Origin of the sequence: Mycoplasma struthionis (assembly GCF_003855455.1) — a bacterium.
GTDB lineage: Bacteria > Bacillota_I > Bacilli_A > Mycoplasmatales > Metamycoplasmataceae > Metamycoplasma > Metamycoplasma struthionis.
Window position 1 is genome coordinate 688,212 of the sequence record NZ_CP034044.1, and the last position, 19,741, is coordinate 707,952.

Below are 19,741 nucleotides of genomic sequence, written 5' to 3' on the forward strand. Positions count from 1 at the left end.
TAAACTCCTTAGTTTCTATTTTTTCATTTTAAATATATTGCCAAATGTAGATTTAGCTCAGGCAATTTTTTCTTTTTGTTGAACTTCATAATAAGGATTTAAATCCTCAAACAATTTTGGTTTCATTGATTGTAAAGTTGCTTTATTGTTATGCCATCAGTTTTTAATGTTTTCAACTTCATTTTCTGTTACACCAAAAACATGCATATATCTATCAAATAATTTTTTAATAGCTTTTTGAAATTTAATTGTATAAGCATTTAAATTTATATCTTCAATTTTTTCTTCAAATTCTGAAGAAACAATAATGAAATTTGAATTACTAAATACAATTTTTAAATTTTGAAGCATTGCTAATTCATCTGTAAATTCTTTAGCTAACAATCTAAAAGTTAAATCAGCATATTTTATTTTATCAACTTCAGTTAAGTCTTCTTTAAATTCTTGAGTACCTTTTTTTGTTAAAATTCTAATTAAAAAACAATTTACTAAATCATTAAAATCAACATGACTTCTTTTTATATTTAAGAATTTGTTTTCTTGTTCTGAATGCTCCACATTTAAATTAGAATTTTTATTTTCAGCAGTTACTTCATTTAAATCTAAAGTAATAGTTGTTTTTGTAGCTTTAGTATTTAAGTTATCAAATGTATTGTCAAATTCAGCTGTAATAATATCATTTGCTATGTCGCTATTTTCGAATTCAGCTGTATTTTCAGATAAAATAATTTCGTCAGTTTGTTTAATTAAATCATCAATATTTACAGTTTCTAAATTTTCTTCTGCATCATCATTTGCAACTGAAGATAAACTTGGAATTCCATAACTATTTGAATCAAAATTACTTTTAGTTTCAGACTTTAATTCATTATTAATTTCTTCTTCATTTTCAAAATAAACAAAATCATTATGTTCTTCAACCTCTTGTTTATTTTCTTTTGTTTGAGTTTCTAAATCATCATTAACTAATTTATTAATATCAAATATTGGGCTTTTGACATTCTCAATTGTATTTTTATAAACTTCATTAGGTGCTTTAATTGCTGAAAGTTTAATTAAAGTAATTTCAAAAGTTTGTAAAGGCATGTCTGAATATTTAATATTTTTAATTAAATCAATAAAATTATCAACGTATTCATAAGCTTTTTCTTTTACAAGCGAAATTAAATTAATGTCTTCTATTTTAGTATTTTCTAAAACAGTTGCATCTTTTGTTTCTAAATAAAATAAATAATCTTTTAATGTTTCTACAATTTGATTTAGAAAAATATCAATGTTTGTCCCATTATAAATTAAATTTTTAAGTAAATTTAAGGCACTTTTTAATTCATGAGCATTTAATAAATTAATTAAATCAATAACATTTTTAACATCAGTTATTCCAAATATTTCTTGAACATCTTTTATTTCTATTGCTTTATTAGCTGAATAAATAGCTACTTGATCAGCAATACTTAAAGTGTCTCTAAAACTTCCATTTCCTAATTTAGTAATTAATTTAATAACTTCATCACTTGCTAAAATCTTTTCATTTTCAAAAATTCTTTTAAGTTCATTAAATAAAATATTGCAATCCATTTTCTTGAAATTGAATCTTTGAACTCTACTTAAAATTGTTAAAGGTATTTTTTGAGGATCAGTTGTTGCTAAAATAAAAATAACATGTTGAGGTGGTTCTTCTAGAGTTTTTAATAAAGCATTAAAAGCTCCTTTTGAAAGCATATGAACTTCATCAATAATATAAATTTTATAAGGACTTTGAGAAGGCAAATGTTTTATTTTTTCTCTTAATTCTCTTATATCATCAATTCCGGTATTAGATGCAGCATCAATTTCAATAATATCTAAATTTCTATCTATATTGTTAATGCAATCAAGACATGGACTTAGATCATTAAAATCACGATGAGAACAGTTTATTGTATTTGCAAAAACTTTCGCAGTTGAAGTTTTTCCATTTCCATGTGGTCCGCAAAATAAATAAGCGTGTCCTATTTTATTAGATAAAATAATATTTTTTAAAGTTTGAACAATATGATCTTGACCTTTTATTTCAGAAAACGTTTTAGGTCTATATTGACGATATAAAGTTAAATATTTATTATTTAGCATCCGTGACTCCTTAATTATTTATTTATATTTTACCAAATTATAACTATTAAATAATATAATTTAAAAATAGGAGAATCATGCAAGAAAATAATGAAAATAAATTACAGAAACTTAACGATTTAAATCAAAAAGTAATAAAAAAAGATATTTTATATTATCTTATATTAGCTTCTTTAGGTTTATTTTTTTCTATTATAACTTTAGCTTTATCTATAGTATTTAAATTAGATAAAGTTAGAATTGAAATACTATATCCTTTTATATTATTTCTAGTTTTAGTAGCTGCTGTGGCGTTTGTAAGTATTTATAAGACATTTATGCTCTTTTATTATAGAAAATACTTAAATAAAGTATTTATTAAAATAGTTTATATTCTAATAGCTTTTTTAGTTTTTATAGTTTTAGCTTATTTAATTAATACCTTTTTATTTGCAAATTTAAATCGTTATCGTTTAGATACTTTTTTAAAAAATGAAGTAGTTAAAGATATAAGTGTGATTAAAAAAATATTTTTTGCAGTCTCTATAGTTGCATTTATTAGTTTTATTTCTTTATTTACTATAGCAATTTATTTGCTTAAAAAAATTAAAAAAATGCAATTTATTAATAATTAAGAAGGTAAATATGAAACAAGAATATTCATGTGGTGCAATCGTTTTTAAAATTATTAATGACGAGTTAAATGTTTTATTAGTAGAACAAACTTTAAATCATTGAGGTTTTCCAAAAGGACACATGGAAAAAAACGAAACTAAACAGCAAACAGCAATTAGAGAAGTAAAAGAAGAAACAAATATTGATATCAAATTAATTGATGGCTTTGAAGAAATGAATACATATTCTCCATTACCTAAAACAATGAAAGACGTAACATATTTTGTTGCTTATCCAACATCTTTTGAATTAATTAAACAAGATTCAGAAATTAAAGTTGTTTCTTGATATCCAATAAAAAAAGCTCGCGACTTAATTACTTATGAATCAAACAAAGAAATTTTAGATAAAGCTTTAAACTTTTATATGGATAATCTTAAAAAAATTAAACCTTTAATAATTTAATAAAAATTAAAACCTTTAAATAGAAAAATTAAAATCTATTTAAAGGTTTTATTTTATTTAATTTTTAACTTAAAAATTATATTAAATTTTTAGCAAAATATAAATTTAATCTTAAATTAATTCTAAATTAATAAAATTTTTTAACTTTTTTGCTTTTTTTTTTTTTTTGCAAAAAGTTTTTTATAAAAAACATTGGATTTTTTAAAATAAAAATATAAATAATAAATATTGCAAAGGAAATATATGAGTAAATTAACAAAATTTATTATTTTTGCATCGCCTTTGATGTGTTTTTCAGTAACTGCAATAAGCGCATCATGTGATGTAAAAATAAAAAATAAAGATATTGAGGCTTTAGCCAATAACATTATAAATGATAATTCAAGTAACAAAAGAACAGTTGAAACTAGTGTAGTTGAAACTCAAACTGATACAAAAACTTTAGCTGACGCAGAAAGTCAAACAGAAGCTAAAACATATGCAGACGCAGAGATACAAACTGATGATGTAAATATTGTAACTTTTGATACAACCAAAAAATATAGACCGGAAAGTTTATATGAATTAAAAAGACTTGTTTCTGATGATGAAATTAATTTAGGTGATATTGATACAGCTTTAATTACTTCATTTGCTGGTTTGTTTGAAGATAGTAGAAGACAAGATTTTTCAGGTATTGAAAATTGAAATACATCTAATGTAACAAGTTTACGTGATACTTTTAAAAAAGCTTATACATTTAATAAAAATATTAATAAATGGGATGTTTCAAAAGTAACCGATTTTTCTAATACATTTAATAAAGCTTCTGCATTTAACCAACCTTTAAGTGATTGAAACGTTTCAAAAGGAACAAATTTTGAAGGAACATTTGCTGAGGCTTCTGCATTTAATCAAGATATAAATAGTTGAAATGTGTCTAATGGAACAAATTTTAAATCAATGTTTTATGCTGCAAGTGCATTTAATAAACCATTAAATAATTGAAGACTTCCTAATGCTGAGGATATTAGTTATATGTTTGCTAAGGCTAATAATTTTAATCAAGATATTAATAGTTGAGGTGTTGACAACGTTACAAATTTTGAAAGAGTTTTCAATGAAGCTAGTGCATTTAATAAACCATTAAATGATTGAAATGTAGTAAAAGGAACAACATTTTATGAAATGTTTGGAGCTGCTACTTCTTTTAATCAACCACTAAATAATTGAGACATGAGATCTGCTACAACTATATCACATATGTTTTCAGGATGTTTTGAATTTAATTCGAGTTTATCAGGTTGAGATTTAAGTAGTTGTATACACGCAAGTGGCGTGTTTCATAATGCAAGAAAGTTTAATCAAGATATAAACAATTGAAATACTTCTAATATAAAAGTTATGGGTAATATGTTTAACAGTGCAACTTCATATAATCAACCTTTAAATAACTGGGATGTAAGAAAACTTGAAAATGCACAATCAATGTTCCAAAATGCTATAGTTTTTAATCAAGATTTATCATCATGAGTGCCAAATTCATTGACTGATATTCAAAATATGTTTAGAGACGCACAAAGTTTTTCATATAATCTAAATTCTTGAGGTGTTATTTTTAACCCAACAAGACAACCTAACTCAGGTCGTTTTGCAAGTAATCGAGATATATTTGGAAGGGATACAAATGATAATGCATTTACAGGAACAAACATATATGAAGATCAAAAACCAAATTGATATTTTAAACCTTCAAGTTACAAAAGTAGACCACGAAATAATTAAAAACTATTAGCTTAAAACTAATAGTTTTTTTGTTTTCAATTAAACAATTGTATTTATTTTTGTTCTACTACTTCTTCATTATTTTCTGTTTGAGTAGCAAAATGCTTTTGTAATTCTAAATTTATTTCTTTAACTAATTCTGTTTGCTTTTCAACTAAAATTTTATCTATTTCTTCTTCAGGAAGACCCTTAGAAATTAAATGTTGTCTTTCACTATTTAATAAATAAGAAATAAATTCAGCAGCTTTATCAGAAAGTGAGTAGCCTGAATTATTTTCTTCATCTGGATTAGACATTCAATCTAACTGAATTTGGCTATTTGATGAAGGATATGCATCTACATTCATAAATAAACTTACTGTCGCATTTAAAGCAATTCAGTCTGTTAATTCTTTAAATTTCTTAGAACCTAATTGTGTATAAACTTGGTATGGATTTTTTTGTGAATATTGAACTAAGTGAGTACTTCTTCTTAATTTGTCCATTGTGTTAATATGGTTTTGTCAAGCTGAGTCAAATACTGTTAAAATTTGATTTCTTTCTGATTTTACTAAAGCAGAAATACCATATTTATCTACAATATTTTCTCTTAGTTTGTCATATTCTCTATTTAAAACTTCAATTAAATGATCCTTAATTTCTTCTGCATATAAACCTTTAAATTCTTCAACAGTAAATCTGTATTTTGAAATTTTCATGTAATTTATATTTGCATATTTAACTAATAAATCTAAATCAACTGATTTATCTTTTTTAGTAAAAGCAGGAATATAAGCAAATTGTTGTGCTGCTACTGAAATCATTTTTTTAATAATAGAACCTAAATCATCACGTTCTAAAATTAAATCTCTTTGTTCATAAATTAAATCTCTTTGTTGTCTTATAACATCATCAAAGTTTAAAACTGATTTACGGTTATCAAAGTTAAAACCTTCTATTTTCTTTTGAGCTTTTAAAAAGGCACTTTGAATTGCTTTTCCTGGAATAGGATCTTCACCATAAGCTTTAAAGATTTCTTTTCAGTGATCTTGAACTGAAAAACGTAAAATTAATTGGTCATCAATTGATAAAAAGAATTTACTATAGCCAACATCTCCTTGACGTCCTGAACGTCCTTTAAGTTGGTTATCAATTCTTCTTGATTCAGCTTTTTCAGTTCCTAAAACATATAATCCACCAAGTTTCAGAGCTTCTTTTGAAGGTTTAATATCTGTTCCTCTACCAGCCATGTTAGTTGCTATTGTAACAGCGCCTAATTCTCCTGCATGAGAAATAATATCAGCTTCAGAAGCATCTTGTTTTGCATTTAAAACAGTGTGAGGAATTCCTTCGTTTAATAAATATTCATGTAAAACTTCGGAATCTTCAACTTGTGCTGTACCAATCAAAATAGGTTGTTTTTTAGCATGAACTCTTTTAATTTCTTTAACAACTGCTTTTCATTTTGAATGCATGTCTACATAAATTTCATCTTGATCATCAATTCTAACTACAGGTTTATTAGTTGGAACTACATTAACACGCATGTTATAAATTTCAATAAATTCTTTTTCTTCTGTTTTTGCAGTACCAGTCATACCGCTAATTTTTTTAAATAATCTAAATAAGTTTTGATATGTAATAGTTGCTAAAGTTTTTGTTTCAGGTTCAATTTCAACTCTTTCTTTAGCTTGAATAGCTTGTTGTAATCCTTCAGAGTATGCACGGCCTCCCATTATACGACCTGTAAATGAGTCAACTAATTCAATTTTGTCATTTCTTACAATATATTCGACATCAAGTTTCATAACTTTATGAGCTCTTAAAGAGTTTTGAATTCTATGAACTAATTCAGAATTTTCTAAACCATAAAGGTTATCAAAATTAAAGTATTTATTTGCCTTTTCAATACCTTTATCTGTTAAGTAAACTGATTTTGTTTCTTCATCTATAAAAAAGTCATCTTGGTTTAAAGTTCTAACAAATAAATCAGCTATTGAATATAAATTACTTTCATCATTATCTCCACCTGAAATAATTAAAGGTGTTTTAGCTTCATCAATTAATATAGAATCAACCTCATCTAATAAAATATAATCTAATCCTCTTTGAACTTTTTCTTCTTTTGACATAACCATATTGTCGCGTAGGTAGTCAAAACCTAATTCAGAGTGAACAGAATAACAAACGTCACATGCGTATGCTTCTCTTTTTTGTTCAGCTGGCATTTGAGCTTTATTTATCCCAACAGTTAAACCTAAAAAATGGAATACTTGACCCATTTCCTCAGCATCCCGTTCAGCTAGATATTCATTAACTGTAGAAACTATTACACTTTGTCCGTTTAAAGAGTTTAGATATACTGGAGCTATAGAAGTTATAGTTTTACCTTCCCCAGTTTTCATTTCAGCAACAGAACCTTGATCTAAAATTAAACCACCAATCATTTGAACATCATAAGGTCTTTTACCTAAAATTCTTTTTGTTGCTTCTCTTGAAACAGCAAAAACCTCAGCTCTTATATCTTCTGGTGTTTCTCCTAATTTTAACCTTTCACGGAATTCATTAGTTTTGGCTTGTAATTCTTTGTCTGTTAAAACTGAAATAGTAGGCTCTAAACGATTTATTTCTGCTAATGTAGCCTCTGCAATTTTCATTTCGGTTGATTTGAATTTAAATAATTTCATATTAATATATTATACCAATTTTTATAAAATAAAAAGCAAGTATTAAAACTTGCTTAATTAATATTATTTAGTGTCTTCTTTTTTTTCTGCTTGTTCACGTTTTTTCTTAGCAGCTTCTACTATTTTTTGAGTTTGTTCGTCATCGAAAGCTTTGATTTTTGCTTTAATTTCTTCTAATTTTTTAAAGCCAGCTTTGTCATTGCTTTCCATTAAAGTGTTGTAAATTTTTTCGTTCATTAAGTTCATTTCAACATTTTCAAATTTTAAAATGCTTTTAACTTGTTCTAAACTTAAACCATAAGCTTCTGCTAATTTAGCACATTCAGCTTCGTAATCTTCATTTGTAATTTTGAATCCTTCAGCTTTAGCAATAGCACCTAAAACAAACATTTTTTCTAAGTTAGGTAAAGCTTGATCTTCAAAGTTTTTCATAACTTCTTCTTTTGTGTTTTTGCTAAATTCTAAATATTCTTTTTCTGAGATTTGTTGTTGTTTTAAGTTTTGTAAGAAGTTTTGGTAGTATTTGTTAGCTTCTTCTTTAACTAAAGTTTCAGAAACTTGAGTTTTTGAAGCTTTTACTAATTTTTCTGTTGCTGATTCTATAAATTTATTTTGAACTAATGAAACTTTGTTTTTATATGTTTGAATTTCTAAATATTTGTTAAAGTCTTCTAATGTTGAAATGTTAGGAATGTTTAATTGTTTGATAAATTGTTCATCTACATTTGGGTATGAAGGAGTTTTTACTGAATTAATTTTTACTTGGAAAACAGTTTTTTGACCTGCTAGATTTTTAGCATGATAGTTTTCTGGGAATGATAATTTTAGTTCTTTTTCTTCGCCAACTTTTAAACCTTTCATTTGATCTTCAAATCCTGGAATAAATTGACCTGAACCAATAACTAAGTCATATCCTTCTGCTTCTCCACCTTCAAATGGTTCATTGTTAATAAAACCTTTAAAATCAAAGTTTACTGTGTCGCCTTCTTTAATGCCTTCTGAACTTTCAACTAAAGCAACATAACTTTTAATCATTTCATGTTGTGTAGCTTCTAAATCTTCTTTTTTAAGTTCTAAAGAATCTAATTTAACAGATAGTTTTTTATAGTCTCCTAATTTAACTTCTGGGAATAAAGCGTATGTAACTTCAATTGTAGCTTTTTCATCTGTTAAATCAGCAATGTTTAATACTGGTCTTCCAATAATTTCATCATCTGCTGTAATTTCTTTAACAATGTGTTCTTCGTAAACTTTGTTAATAACTGAGTTTACAGCTTTATCATAAATATCAAATGGATTTAAAAGTTTGTCAGCCATATTTGCAGGAACATGACCTTTACGGTATCCTTTAATAACAACATTTTTTCTTAATTCAACTTTAGCTTTTTCAATAGCATTTTTTCATTCTTCGCCTTGAACTGTGTAAGAAATCTTTAATTCTGCTTTTTCTTTATTAATAGATCTTGACATTTCTTGTCTCCTTATAAATATAAAATAATATTAATTGTTTTAATTATATAAAAAAAACTGCTAAAAATTTAAAAATTATCAACTTATACTTTAGCATTTATTTTTTAAAAAACTCATATAATTTTTTAGCCTCATTTTGTAACTCATTAGCATCTTTTTGACCTAATAAAGTATCAATTACATCAATAATTATTTGATAATCATTTTGAGTTTTTTGATTGATTATTTCAAGTCAATTTTGAAATACATAAGCTGCAAAAACTTGTGATGCTGTTTTTGATTTTGCAATGTCTTTTTCAAAATGACTTAAAATTTCGTTTTGAATTCTTTTTATTTCTTTATTTTCATCAATTGCCCCTAATTTTTTAGGATTTATAATATATTCAGAAATTTTATAATCATAATCAATTTCTTTTTTTTGTAATAAATCATAAATTAGAGTTTGAAAGCCTTTATTATCAAAATCATTTCCATTAAAAAAATATTGAAATTCAGATGCATATTCTTTTAAATCTCTATTTTTTAGTTCATTATAAATTAACATAAAAACATAATCCATTTTTTTATTTTTTAAACTGTTAATTAATGAAATAGTATCTAAAGATGTTTTAACAATTAAGTTTTGTTTTTTTATTTGATATTCAATATTTCTTCTTAAAGCATCAAGCTCATTTATTTCAGCTTGTGCTATGAATTGTTTTTTAGATTCATCAATTAAATATATAGCTTTAAGTGGATCTTCATTTCTAATTTCTTGTATTTTTATAAACAAATTTTCTAATTCTTTTTCTGCATTCATATTCTAATTTTACTAATTTTTTAAATTTAAAAATAAATAATGTTTTAATTATTCATTGTTGTTTTATAATAAATATGTATTAAAAAATATTTAGTACTTTTTTTATATTTTATAAGGAGACAAGATGTCAAAAATCGTTAAAATTTTTGCTTATGAAGTTTTAGATAGTAGAGGAAATCCTACTGTTAAAGTTGAATTAACTACAGAAAAAGCTTATGCTGAAGCATTAGTTCCTTCTGGAGCTTCAACAGGTTCAAAAGAAGCTTTAGAATTAAGAGATAAAGGAAGCAAATACGAAGGTAATTGATTTGGTGGAAAAGGTGTTCAATTAGCAGTTGATAATGTTAATACACTAATTGCAAATGCGTTAGTTAATAAAGAAGTTTCAAATCAATTTGAACTAGACCAAATAATGTTAGATTTAGATGGCACAGCTACAAAATCTAAATTAGGAGCAAATGCAGTTTTAGCTGTTTCATTAGCTATTGCAAAAGCTGCTGCTAAAGAAAAAGGTGTTCAATTATATGATTATTTAGCATCTTTAGATAATCGTGATGCTTATAAATTACCAGTTCCAATGTTAAACGTTATTAACGGTGGAGAACATGCTTCAAACACAATCGATTTCCAAGAATTTATGATTATGCCTTTAGGTGCTAAAACATTTAAAGAAGCAATGCAAGTAGCTAACTTTGTATTCCATACTTTAGCAAAATTATTAAAAAAAGCAGGACACGGAACACAAGTAGGTGATGAAGGTGGATTTGCTCCAAACCTACACACTCATGAAGAAGCTTTAGACTTTTTAGTAAATGCTATTAAAGAAGCAGGATATACACCAGCTACTTCAGGTGAAAATGCTGTTGCTATTTGTTTAGATGCAGCTTCATCAGAATTATACAATGCAGAAGAAGGCAAATATATTTTCAAAAAATTCAAAAAAGCACTTGACGAAAAACGTCCTGGTTTTGAAAAATATGCAGATCATAAATACTCATTTACATCAGATGAATTTGTTGAATACTATGGTTCATTAATTGCTAAATATCCAATTATTTCTATTGAAGATTCTCATGATGAAAATGACTGAGAAGGCTTTGTTAAAATGAATCAAAAATATGGATCACATGTTCAATTAGTTGGTGATGACTTAGTTGTAACAAATCCTAAATACATTGAAATGGCAATTGATAAAAAAGCTATTAATGCTACATTAATTAAAATTAACCAAATCGGTTCATTATCTGAAACTATTAAAGCAATTAAAATGTCACAAGAAGCAGGCTTTGTACCAGTTATATCACACCGTTCAGGTGAAACTGAAGATACATTTATTTCTGATTTAGCAGTTGCATTTAACACAGGTGAAATTAAAACTGGTTCACTTTCAAGAACTGATAGAGTTGCAAAATACAATAGATTATTAAGAATTGAAATTGAATTAGGTGACAAAGCTAAATACGAAGGTCGTAAAAGTTTTATTAATTTAAAATAAAAAAATAAGAAGTTAAATAAATTTTCTAATTAAATAGTTAATTTACTTTGACTTCTTTTTTTATATTCATTTTTAATAAATTAAAAACAAGAGAAGAAAACTATATTAGGATAAAAAATTTAGACACAAAACGCTATATGTTGATTAACAGCATATGGCGTTTTATATTCCATATTCGATTGTGGTCTATCTAAGTTATATCAAACCACAAATTTGTTAACTATATTATACACATTTAATAAATTCATTTTACTGGTATCGTAAAAATCGAATAATTCTCTTTGAAAAATTGAAAACAAATATTCCGAAGGTCTATTAGCTAATGAATTCCCTTTTGGTGACATAGATTGTTTAATGTTGTTGGTTTTTAAAAAGTCCCTAAATTTATTATTTGCATACTCTATACCATGGTCGCTATGAAAAATTTGAGGTTTTATTTTAAATTTCTTAATGGTTTCATCTAATAATTTAATAGTTGAATCAGCGGTTCTTTCTTTTGACAATGTTCAGTTTAAAATTGAATTTGAAAATGTTTCAGTTAAAACATGTAAGTAGTATCATTGTTCTTTGACTCTTACATATTTAATATCCGCATGAATTGTTTGAGCGAAAAAAGATGATGAAAAATCTCCTTTTAAAAAGTCATCAGTTCATATTTTATCGTATTTAGCTTCTTTCGGTGGTCTTGATTTGTTTGAACGCACATATGACAAAGATTTATATTGACTTTTTTCATAATTTATTCTAAAAACATATGAAGAAACATATTTTTTTGTTGATCTTATATATTTATAATAGAGTTTGTCCCTACCTATAACTAATCCTGATTTTTCAGCTTCTGCTAAAATCCAATCAATAATTTCTTGTTTAATATATTTTTCTTTAGAATCTTTTTTTTGTTTTTTAAGATAGTTAGAGTAAATAGAAGTTCTGTTTATATCAAAGATTTCTGCTAGAATTTTCATTCTGCAGTTTTTAATATTTTTTTCGTCTTTTCTTTTCTTAACTTTCTCAATTATATCTGAATTTTTTATCCCATGCTCTTCTAATATTTCTTCTAAGACATCTTGATAAAATTGTCTTTCATATTCATTTAAGTCATTTATGCTTATTTTTCTTTTTCGACCTGATTTACCTTTTTTTGGAGCAATTCCCGTTTTAGATTTGAGTAATTCCATATCTAAATTATACAAGTTGTATCAATCTGTAATTAGCATTTTGGCATATTTAAATGGGTTTCTTTTATTCTTGTATTTTAAATAATTTTCTTTATATCTTTTTTCTCAGAAATCTTCAACAAAAGTAATCATCGCCATTTCTAAATCTTTTTCAATTAAAATTTTTATATATTTTAGTTTTTGTTCTGCTGTAAACTGTTTTCTTGACATAAAAAAACACATTCCTTTCTTTTAAATGGAATGTGTCTATAAATTTTTATCCTAGTTTACAAGAGAAGAAAACTCTCTTGTTTTTTTCTATTAATCGATTTTAACTTTAACAGATGCTCCCATTGAGCTTGAAACAGTAATGTTTAAAACATATGTTCCTTTAACTGTTTGAGGTTTTAATCTTTTAACTGTTTGGATAATTGTATCAGCGTTTTCAGCTAAAACATTTGAAGCCATTGATTTTTTACCAAATGCAGCGTGGATAATTCCACCTTTGTCAGCACGGTAATTTGCTTTACCTTTTTTAAGTTCTTCAACAGCTTTTGCTGGGTTAGTTGTAACTGTTCCTGTTTTAGGGTTAGGCATTAAACCTTTAGGTCCTAATTTTTTACCATATTTACCTAAAACTAACATCATTTTAGGATCTGCTACTATTACATCAAATTCATATTTATCTTGGTTTAAGATTTCAGGCAATTCTGAAGATGAGTAAACAAAGTCAGCTCCAGCTTCTAATGAAGCTTTTTGTGCAGCAACTTCATCAGTTGCAACTAAAACTCTAACGTTTTTACCAGTTCCATGAGGTAACACAACAGCACCACGTAATTGTTGATCAGCTTTTCTTGTGTCTAGGTTTAATTTAATAGCGATGTCCATTGATTCATCAAATTTAGCAAATGAAGCTTTTTTAGCTAATTCGATTGCTTCTAATAATGAATAAACATCTTTTTTATTAACTAGATTTTTAACGTTTTTAACGTTTTTTGATAATTTCTTAGCCATTAGTTATTACCACCTTTCAATCATTCATCATAACCTTCAATGGTAATTCCCATGTTTCTAGCTGTTCCAGCAACTTGTTTAATTGCTGAATCGATTTTGTTTGTGTTTAAGTCTGGTAATTTGTATTCAGCGATTTCTTTAACTTGTTCTAAAGTAACTGAACCAATTTTTTCTTTGTTAGGTTTACTGCTTCCTTTTTTAACTTTAGCAGCATCGATTAATTTGTATGCAGTTGGTGAAGTAAATAATTTGAAATCAAATGATTTGTCTTCATAAACTGTAATAAGAACAGGCACAGGTTCTGAGCCACGATCTCTTGTTTGGTCATTAAATGCTTTTGTAAATTCAGGCATGTTAATACCAACACCAGCTAATGCAGGACCTGGTTTAGCTTGGCCAGCTGCAAACTGTAATTTAGCTTGTTTAATAATTTTTTTAGCCATTTTAATATCCTTTCGATAATTGTGGTGCAAATGAATTTTATTTCAAATTCTCCCACTTGCAAAGAGGCAATTATTATTGCATAGCAATTATAACATAAAAATATTTAAAAATATAAAGATAATTAAAAAACCAAAAGACTAACTTTTGGTTTTGAAATTAAATCATTAAATTTTTTAAAATTTATTAACTTGATTTAATAATTCTTCTTCATATTCAGCTAATATTTCATCGGCTGTTTTTAAACTTAAAGGTTCAACTTTAACTCCATCTACTAACATTGTGTTAATTTTTTTAGCACCTAGAAAGTTTCAAACACCTTCTAAATAATTAACATGACTTGAAAACGGATATCAGCCAAGTGGAGCTCCTTGAGTTGCTATTATTTGAATATCTAAATGGTTTAATAAACCAATTGAACTTCCTTTTTTAGCATATTTATAACTAAATGTTTTATTAGCTACACAAACTCTATCAAAAAAAGCTTTTAAAACTGCGGGAACATTAAAATTTAACATTGGAGCATTTAAAATTACTTTGTCATGTGTTTTTAATAGTTCAATATATTTATCAGAAACCCCATCACTAAAATATGTAGCTATGTTTTCAGATGAAATTATTTGTTTTATATCATCTTGTTTATTTAAATCTATTTTTGTTATTTCATCTTGTGGATTTTTTTGAGCATATAAATTAATAAATTCATTTAATAAAGTAGTTGATATTGATTTATCAGCTACTATGGGTGAAGTATATAATACTAAAACTTTTGCCATAATATTCTCCTTATGTTTTAATTATAGTATTTTATTAAATATTCTTGACATTTAATAAAAAATAAGAATCTAAGGTAATAAATTACTAATTTTGCATTTTGCTTGGGAACAGTGTGAGTTGGGGGAAAAAGGTTTTTTTGAAGGAAACGGTGCAGACAAAAAAGTTTTAGAAAATGAAATAAGAGTAAATTTAGTAAATTATATGGACGTTTATAAAAGAATAGAAATTCATAATAATATTAAAAATTTAATAATAGTTACAGCTTCTAAACAAGAATTAGACAAATATGATTTAAAAAGAGGAGATGTCTTAATTACACCTTCTTCAGAAACTGCAGAAGATATTGCAAGGGTATCAACTATTGATGAAAATCTTGAAAATACAATATATTCTTATCATTTGGTTAGATATAGACCATTTGAAAAAAGTTTTTATACAGGATTTCTAAATTATTTATTAGAGACCTCAGACGTAAGAAAACAATTCATCCTGATGGCTCAAGGAGTTCAAAGATTTGTTATTAAAAATTCTGATTTTCAAAAGACTTTAATAAAAACACCAAGTATTGATGAACAAAGAAACATTTATTTACTTCTAAATAACATCGACTCTCTTATCACCCTTCATCAGCGTAAGCAAAGGAAAGAGAAAAAAGGTTATGAAAACAAAAAAATTATTTTACAAATACTACCAAGATTGAATAAAAACATATAAAGAAAATGCAGTTAGAAAAGTAACTTTACAAAAATACGAGTTGTCTTTAAAATGAATACAAAAATTAGCACCAAAATTAAAGGTAAATGAAATTAATAGGAATGTTTATCAAAAATTATTAAATGATTTTGCAGAATTACACGAGAGGCAAACTACTATGGATTTTCATCATCAAATAAAAGGATCATTGTTAGACGCAGTTGATGAAGGATATATATTAAAAGACCCCACAAGAAAAGTAATTATAAAAGGAAAAATGCCTAAAAATAAGAAAAATAAATACTTAAATCAGTTCCAATTACATACTTTACTAAAAACATTAAAACTAGAAGATGAAATAAATGTCGATTGACTTATTTTATTAATAGCTAAAACAGGATTAAGATTTTCTGAAACTATTGCCTTAACACCTGAAGATTTTGACTTTGCACATCAAACATTAAATATTAATAAAACTTGAGACTATAAAGATTCAAAAAGTTTTCAACCAACTAAAAATAAATCTTCAAATAGAAAAATACAAATAGACTGATCAATTGTATCTCAATTTTCTACATTAATAAAAAATAGGCCCGCTAACAAACCTATTTTTTTTGATAAAAATATTTATAATTCTACAGTAAATGACACTCTTAAAAGAAGATGTAAACAAGCTAATTTACCAGTTATTACAATTCATGGACTAAGACACACACACGCTTCAATTTTACTTTTTGCTGGCGTATCAATTGCAAGTGTTGCAAAAAGATTGGGACATTCTAATATGACAACAACTCAAAAAGTTTATTTACATATAATACAAGAATTAGAAAATCAAGACGTTGATGTGATTATGAGATCATTATCAGGTTTAATTTAGTGATTTTTTGCTTACGCTGATGAAGGGTGATAAGGTTGTCAATGTTGTCTAAGAATGAAGCAATTTTTTGCTGTTCATTATTTATTGGTGCAAATATGTTAAATTTTTCTAAAATACTTTTACTTAAATTACCTATAGCGCCATTGCCACCTAAGACGTTTGTTTTTAAAAAATCAGAGAAAGCAAAAGTAGATAAAGCATGATTAATAAATAAGCTTGAATTGGATCTTATTAAAAGCATAAATCCTCCTGCTACTGCAGAATTATTCTTAATATTAGTTATTATTGCATGTTTTCCAACTAAATTAGGAGAACCATTAGCCGCTGTAACTAATATATCTTTATTATTTGCAAAAACAACATTTACAAATTCTTTTTTAATACGAATGTCATTTTCAAAAACAATAAATCTTCCTTCATCTATATTAGAGGATCTTAAAATTCTAATTCCTTTATTTGATAAATTATTTGGAGAAAAAGTTAATCCCCTATAAATTTTGCTAATATCCCCCAGCTCACACTGTTCCCAAGCTTCAGTAAAATTTTTAAATCTTAAGGCTGGTTTTAATGATTTTTTAGTCATTTTTACCTTCTTTTAAGATTTTTTTTAATTCTTCAAGACCTTTTAGATCAAATTCATCACCTTCTAATTCATCTAATAAAGAACAAATAGCGTTTTCAGTACTACTAATTTCTTTTTCTAAATCACCAAGAGTATTTTCATATTTTTTATTTAAAATTTCAAGTTTTAAAATTAAATCATCCATCAAAATATTTGGTAATTCATGAATACCACTAATTAAAGGCTTAATTCATTTTTCAAATAGAAGTTCTCTTGTTTGTTCATCTGAAAGGTTTTCTATTGTTTTTTTAGCTAATAATTCTAGATTATCAATTTCTTGTTTTAATTCTCTTTTAAGATTTTTTTCTTCTTCTATTAATTTTGAAGCTTTTAACATTTTTGCTTCAAAACTTTCATTGTCAATTTCTGAAAATTTTAACCCTTTTATAAATTTAGCAAGTTCATCTTTTACAAACTCATCATTATTTTCGTTAAATAAAGATGAATTAGCTTCTAATTCTTCAGAATCCAATTCTTGGATTATTTCTTCTAATGCAGGCCCAATTTCTTCTAAACGGGACTTCATATTTTCAACAGCATTGTTTTTAGCTTTTAAAATAGTAGTTTTAATTAAATCAAATGGCAATATGTGACCTAATCAACCTTCTTGAACTTCTGTTTCTTTTCCATTCTTTTTCTTTAATACTAAATTAGGATCTACTTTTTTAATAGATTCAAAGCCTTCTGTTTGTATAACTTCTAAATCATTAGAAATAGAAGTCCAAGCATCATCTAACAATTGATAAGCTTTATATTGATCTATTAAATTTATATTTTTAAAAACTTTAAATAATTCTTTTGAAATTTGATCTTTTAGTTTTGAAACATTTAAATTCATTAAATTATTAATTAATTCATTTTTTAAATAATTATCAAAATCACCAAATTTGGCAATGTAATCTTTTATAAATAAATTAACACTATCGTTTTTTCTAACTATATTTTCAATATCATTTGTTTTGAAAGCTGAATAATTTGAATTTTTTACATTAAATAAATCATTTTTTAAAGAAGGAAGAGAATCTCAAAAATTATTTAATTCATTTATTTCATAGTTTGGAACTCCGCCAAACATTGAAGCATATATGTCATACCCAATTTCTTTTTCGCTTGAATCAACATATCTTGAAATATTCAAGTTATATCCATTTTCTCTAATTTCTTCTTTTGAAACAACTTTTGCATATTTAGATACATTTTTTCTAGAAATAACTGTATCAACAATTCTTTTAATATCTGAAGCTTGTAATTTATTATTTTTCCCAGCTTTAATAAATCCTTTTGAGGCATCAATTATTAAAACGTCATTGTTTTCTCTTTTTTGTTTTAAAATCATTATAATCGTTGGAATTCCAGTTCCAAAAAAGATATTTGAAGGTAAGCCAATTATAGTATCAATATGGTTTTGTTCTATTAAGTTTTTTCTTATTTTTTCTTCTTCATTACCTCTAAATAAAACTCCGTGTGGTAAAACAATAGCCATTATTCCATCAGGCTTAATATGATATAAATCGTGTAATAAGAAAGCATAATCAGCTTTTGATTTTGGCGCTAAACCAAATCTTTCATATCTTGGATCATTTTCTTTATTTGTTGGATCTCAAGGTTGTGAATAAGGAGGATTAGAAACAACAGCATCTAAATATAATCTATTGCCATTTTTATCAAATTCAGGTCAGTCTTCTTCTAGAGTGTCAGCGTTTCTTACTTCTATATTATTACCAAGAATTCCTCTCATAACTAAATTCATACGTGTTAAGTTATAGGTATTATCTTTTAATTCTTGAGCATAATATTTTATTTTATTTTTGTCTTCAATATATTTTGAAATTGACTGCCCAATATTAATTAATAAAGAACCAGAACCAGAAGTAGGGTCATAAATTGTAATTTCTTGTCTATTTTGTAAATGATGGGCAATAATTTCAGACATTAAAACTGAAACTTCATGAGGTGTATAGAATTCACCAGCTTTTTTTCCTGCATTAGCAGCAAACATAGAAATTAAATACTCATAAATAAAACCAAGAACATCATAATCTTGTTTCCCATCCATCGGAATATCTTTAATAAGTTCTAATAAATCTAAAACAGCTTTAGTTTGACTATTTGAATTATCTCCTAATTTAGATAAGCCTTGTTGAAGAGTATCAAAAATCTTGTCAAACACATTTTTGTGAATCTTACCTATTAATCTAGTAAAAGAAGAAAGGGCATCTCTAACAAAAGATATATCAAAATCTCTACCTGAATTTAGTCATGTAGATAGTAAATGTTTATAAGGAATATAATAACCTAAATCTCTTTGTAGGTATTTTGCAATATTATAAAGTTCTTTTTCTTCATTGCTAAAATTTTCGACAGTTTCTTCTGAAATTAGTTCCGGGTTATATTCAATTATTTTTAAATCTTTAAATTCTTCTCTACTTCAGTGATTTTTTAAAAGATACTCTTCTTGTTTTTCACATAAAAATTTGTAAAAAATAAACCCTAAAATATAGTCTTTATATTCGTCAGCCTCTATTTTAGAACGCATGCTATTTGCTGATGATCATATTTTTGAAGCCAATTGTTGTTTATTCATATTCTATTTCCTCCATAATTAATTCAATTCCATTTTGTTTACACAATTCAATAATTTTCTTTTTAATTTTGGTTGTTGGTTCATGTCTTCCAGCTTCTCATCTATTTATAGAAGCAAATGAAACATTTAATAAACTAGCAAGTTCTTCTTGAGTTAAAACTAACTTGTTTCTTAACGTTTTAATTAACCTTTTATAGTTATAATTCAT

17 protein-coding genes are annotated in these 19,741 nt (G+C 25.8%); 6 read left to right on the top strand and 11 right to left on the bottom strand.

What is annotated here, in order from left to right; genetic code table 4:
- Nucleotides 1-15: 15 nt before the first annotated feature.
- On the bottom strand, nt 16-2,112 hold the full coding sequence (gene dnaX / locus EGN60_RS03170; protein ID WP_124724617.1) for a DNA polymerase III subunit gamma/tau: 2,097 nt from the start codon (nt 2,110-2,112) through the stop codon (nt 16-18).
- A 77-nt stretch (nt 2,113-2,189) separates the two neighbouring features.
- On the opposite strand from dnaX, the gene EGN60_RS03175 reads away from it, so the two are divergent.
- From EGN60_RS03175 to EGN60_RS03185, 3 genes are all read left to right on the top strand, one after another.
- Nucleotides 2,190-2,726, top strand: coding sequence for a hypothetical protein (locus EGN60_RS03175; RefSeq protein WP_124724618.1), 537 nt, complete (start codon nt 2,190-2,192; stop codon nt 2,724-2,726).
- A 10-nt stretch (nt 2,727-2,736) separates the two neighbouring features.
- On the top strand, nt 2,737-3,171 hold the full coding sequence (locus EGN60_RS03180; RefSeq protein WP_124724619.1) for a bis(5'-nucleosyl)-tetraphosphatase: 435 nt from the start codon (nt 2,737-2,739) through the stop codon (nt 3,169-3,171).
- Between the two features lie 243 nt (nt 3,172-3,414).
- Nucleotides 3,415-4,935, top strand: coding sequence for a BspA family leucine-rich repeat surface protein (locus tag EGN60_RS03185; protein WP_124724620.1), 1,521 nt, complete (start codon nt 3,415-3,417; stop codon nt 4,933-4,935).
- A gap of 53 nt (nt 4,936-4,988) precedes the next feature.
- On the opposite strand, the gene secA is transcribed toward EGN60_RS03185, so the two are convergent.
- The 3 genes from secA to EGN60_RS03200 form a co-directional block, all read right to left on the bottom strand.
- Nucleotides 4,989-7,601 (bottom strand): preprotein translocase subunit SecA, encoded by a 2,613-nt coding sequence (gene secA, locus EGN60_RS03190; RefSeq protein WP_124724621.1) that lies wholly within the window; start codon nt 7,599-7,601, stop codon nt 4,989-4,991.
- Nucleotides 7,602-7,664: 63 nt separating this feature from the next.
- Nucleotides 7,665-9,071: a trigger factor gene (gene tig, locus EGN60_RS03195; RefSeq protein WP_124724622.1), complete on the bottom strand. Its 1,407-nt coding sequence runs from the start codon at nt 9,069-9,071 to the stop codon at nt 7,665-7,667.
- A gap of 97 nt (nt 9,072-9,168) precedes the next feature.
- Nucleotides 9,169-9,870 (bottom strand): hypothetical protein, encoded by a 702-nt coding sequence (locus EGN60_RS03200; protein ID WP_124724623.1) that lies wholly within the window; start codon nt 9,868-9,870, stop codon nt 9,169-9,171.
- 124 nt (nt 9,871-9,994) lie between these two features.
- Here EGN60_RS03200 and eno point away from each other — a divergent pair, with 124 nt between their 5' ends.
- On the top strand, nt 9,995-11,365 hold the full coding sequence (gene eno / locus EGN60_RS03205) for a phosphopyruvate hydratase (protein ID WP_124724624.1): 1,371 nt from the start codon (nt 9,995-9,997) through the stop codon (nt 11,363-11,365).
- Nucleotides 11,366-11,484: 119 nt separating this feature from the next.
- Here the strand turns inward: eno and EGN60_RS03210 are convergent, their stop codons facing one another.
- The 4 genes from EGN60_RS03210 to EGN60_RS03225 form a co-directional block, all read right to left on the bottom strand.
- On the bottom strand, nt 11,485-12,753 hold the full coding sequence (locus EGN60_RS03210) for a DDE-type integrase/transposase/recombinase (protein ID WP_157977618.1): 1,269 nt from the start codon (nt 12,751-12,753) through the stop codon (nt 11,485-11,487).
- A gap of 90 nt (nt 12,754-12,843) precedes the next feature.
- The gene (gene rplA, locus EGN60_RS03215; protein ID WP_124724626.1) at nt 12,844-13,536 is read right to left on the bottom strand and encodes a 50S ribosomal protein L1; all 693 of its coding nucleotides are present in this window, start codon (nt 13,534-13,536) and stop codon (nt 12,844-12,846) included.
- A complete protein-coding gene (gene rplK, locus EGN60_RS03220; RefSeq protein WP_124724627.1) occupies nt 13,536-13,979 on the bottom strand; it encodes a 50S ribosomal protein L11 in 444 nt (147 codons plus the stop codon). Before rplK ends, rplA begins: the two co-directional genes overlap by 1 nt.
- A 174-nt stretch (nt 13,980-14,153) precedes the next feature.
- Complete coding sequence (locus EGN60_RS03225) at nt 14,154-14,753, bottom strand: FMN-dependent NADH-azoreductase (protein ID WP_124724628.1); 600 nt, start codon at nt 14,751-14,753, stop codon at nt 14,154-14,156.
- 118 nt (nt 14,754-14,871) lie between these two features.
- Here EGN60_RS03225 and EGN60_RS03230 point away from each other — a divergent pair, with 118 nt between their 5' ends.
- Nucleotides 14,872-15,468, top strand: a complete 597-nt coding sequence (locus EGN60_RS03230) for a restriction endonuclease subunit S (RefSeq protein WP_124724629.1) — start codon at nt 14,872-14,874, stop codon at nt 15,466-15,468.
- Nucleotides 15,413-16,327, top strand: coding sequence for a site-specific integrase (locus EGN60_RS03235; protein WP_124724630.1), 915 nt, complete (start codon nt 15,413-15,415; stop codon nt 16,325-16,327). The genes EGN60_RS03230 and EGN60_RS03235 overlap by 56 nt, the downstream gene beginning before the upstream one ends.
- On the opposite strand, the gene EGN60_RS03240 is transcribed toward EGN60_RS03235, so the two are convergent.
- The 3 genes from EGN60_RS03240 to EGN60_RS03445 are packed head-to-tail and all read right to left on the bottom strand — an operon-like array spanning nt 16,299 to nt 19,741.
- A complete protein-coding gene (locus EGN60_RS03240; RefSeq protein WP_124724631.1) occupies nt 16,299-16,910 on the bottom strand; it encodes a restriction endonuclease subunit S in 612 nt (203 codons plus the stop codon). The genes EGN60_RS03235 and EGN60_RS03240 overlap by 29 nt on opposite strands.
- Nucleotides 16,903-19,533 carry a type I restriction-modification system subunit M gene (locus tag EGN60_RS03245; RefSeq protein WP_124724632.1) on the bottom strand — a complete coding sequence of 877 codons (2,631 nt, stop codon included), beginning with the start codon at nt 19,531-19,533 and terminating at the stop codon, nt 16,903-16,905. Before EGN60_RS03245 ends, EGN60_RS03240 begins: the two co-directional genes overlap by 8 nt.
- Entirely contained in the window at nt 19,526-19,741 is a 216-nt protein-coding gene (locus EGN60_RS03445; RefSeq protein WP_211324454.1) for a helix-turn-helix domain-containing protein, read from the bottom strand. Before EGN60_RS03445 ends, EGN60_RS03245 begins: the two co-directional genes overlap by 8 nt.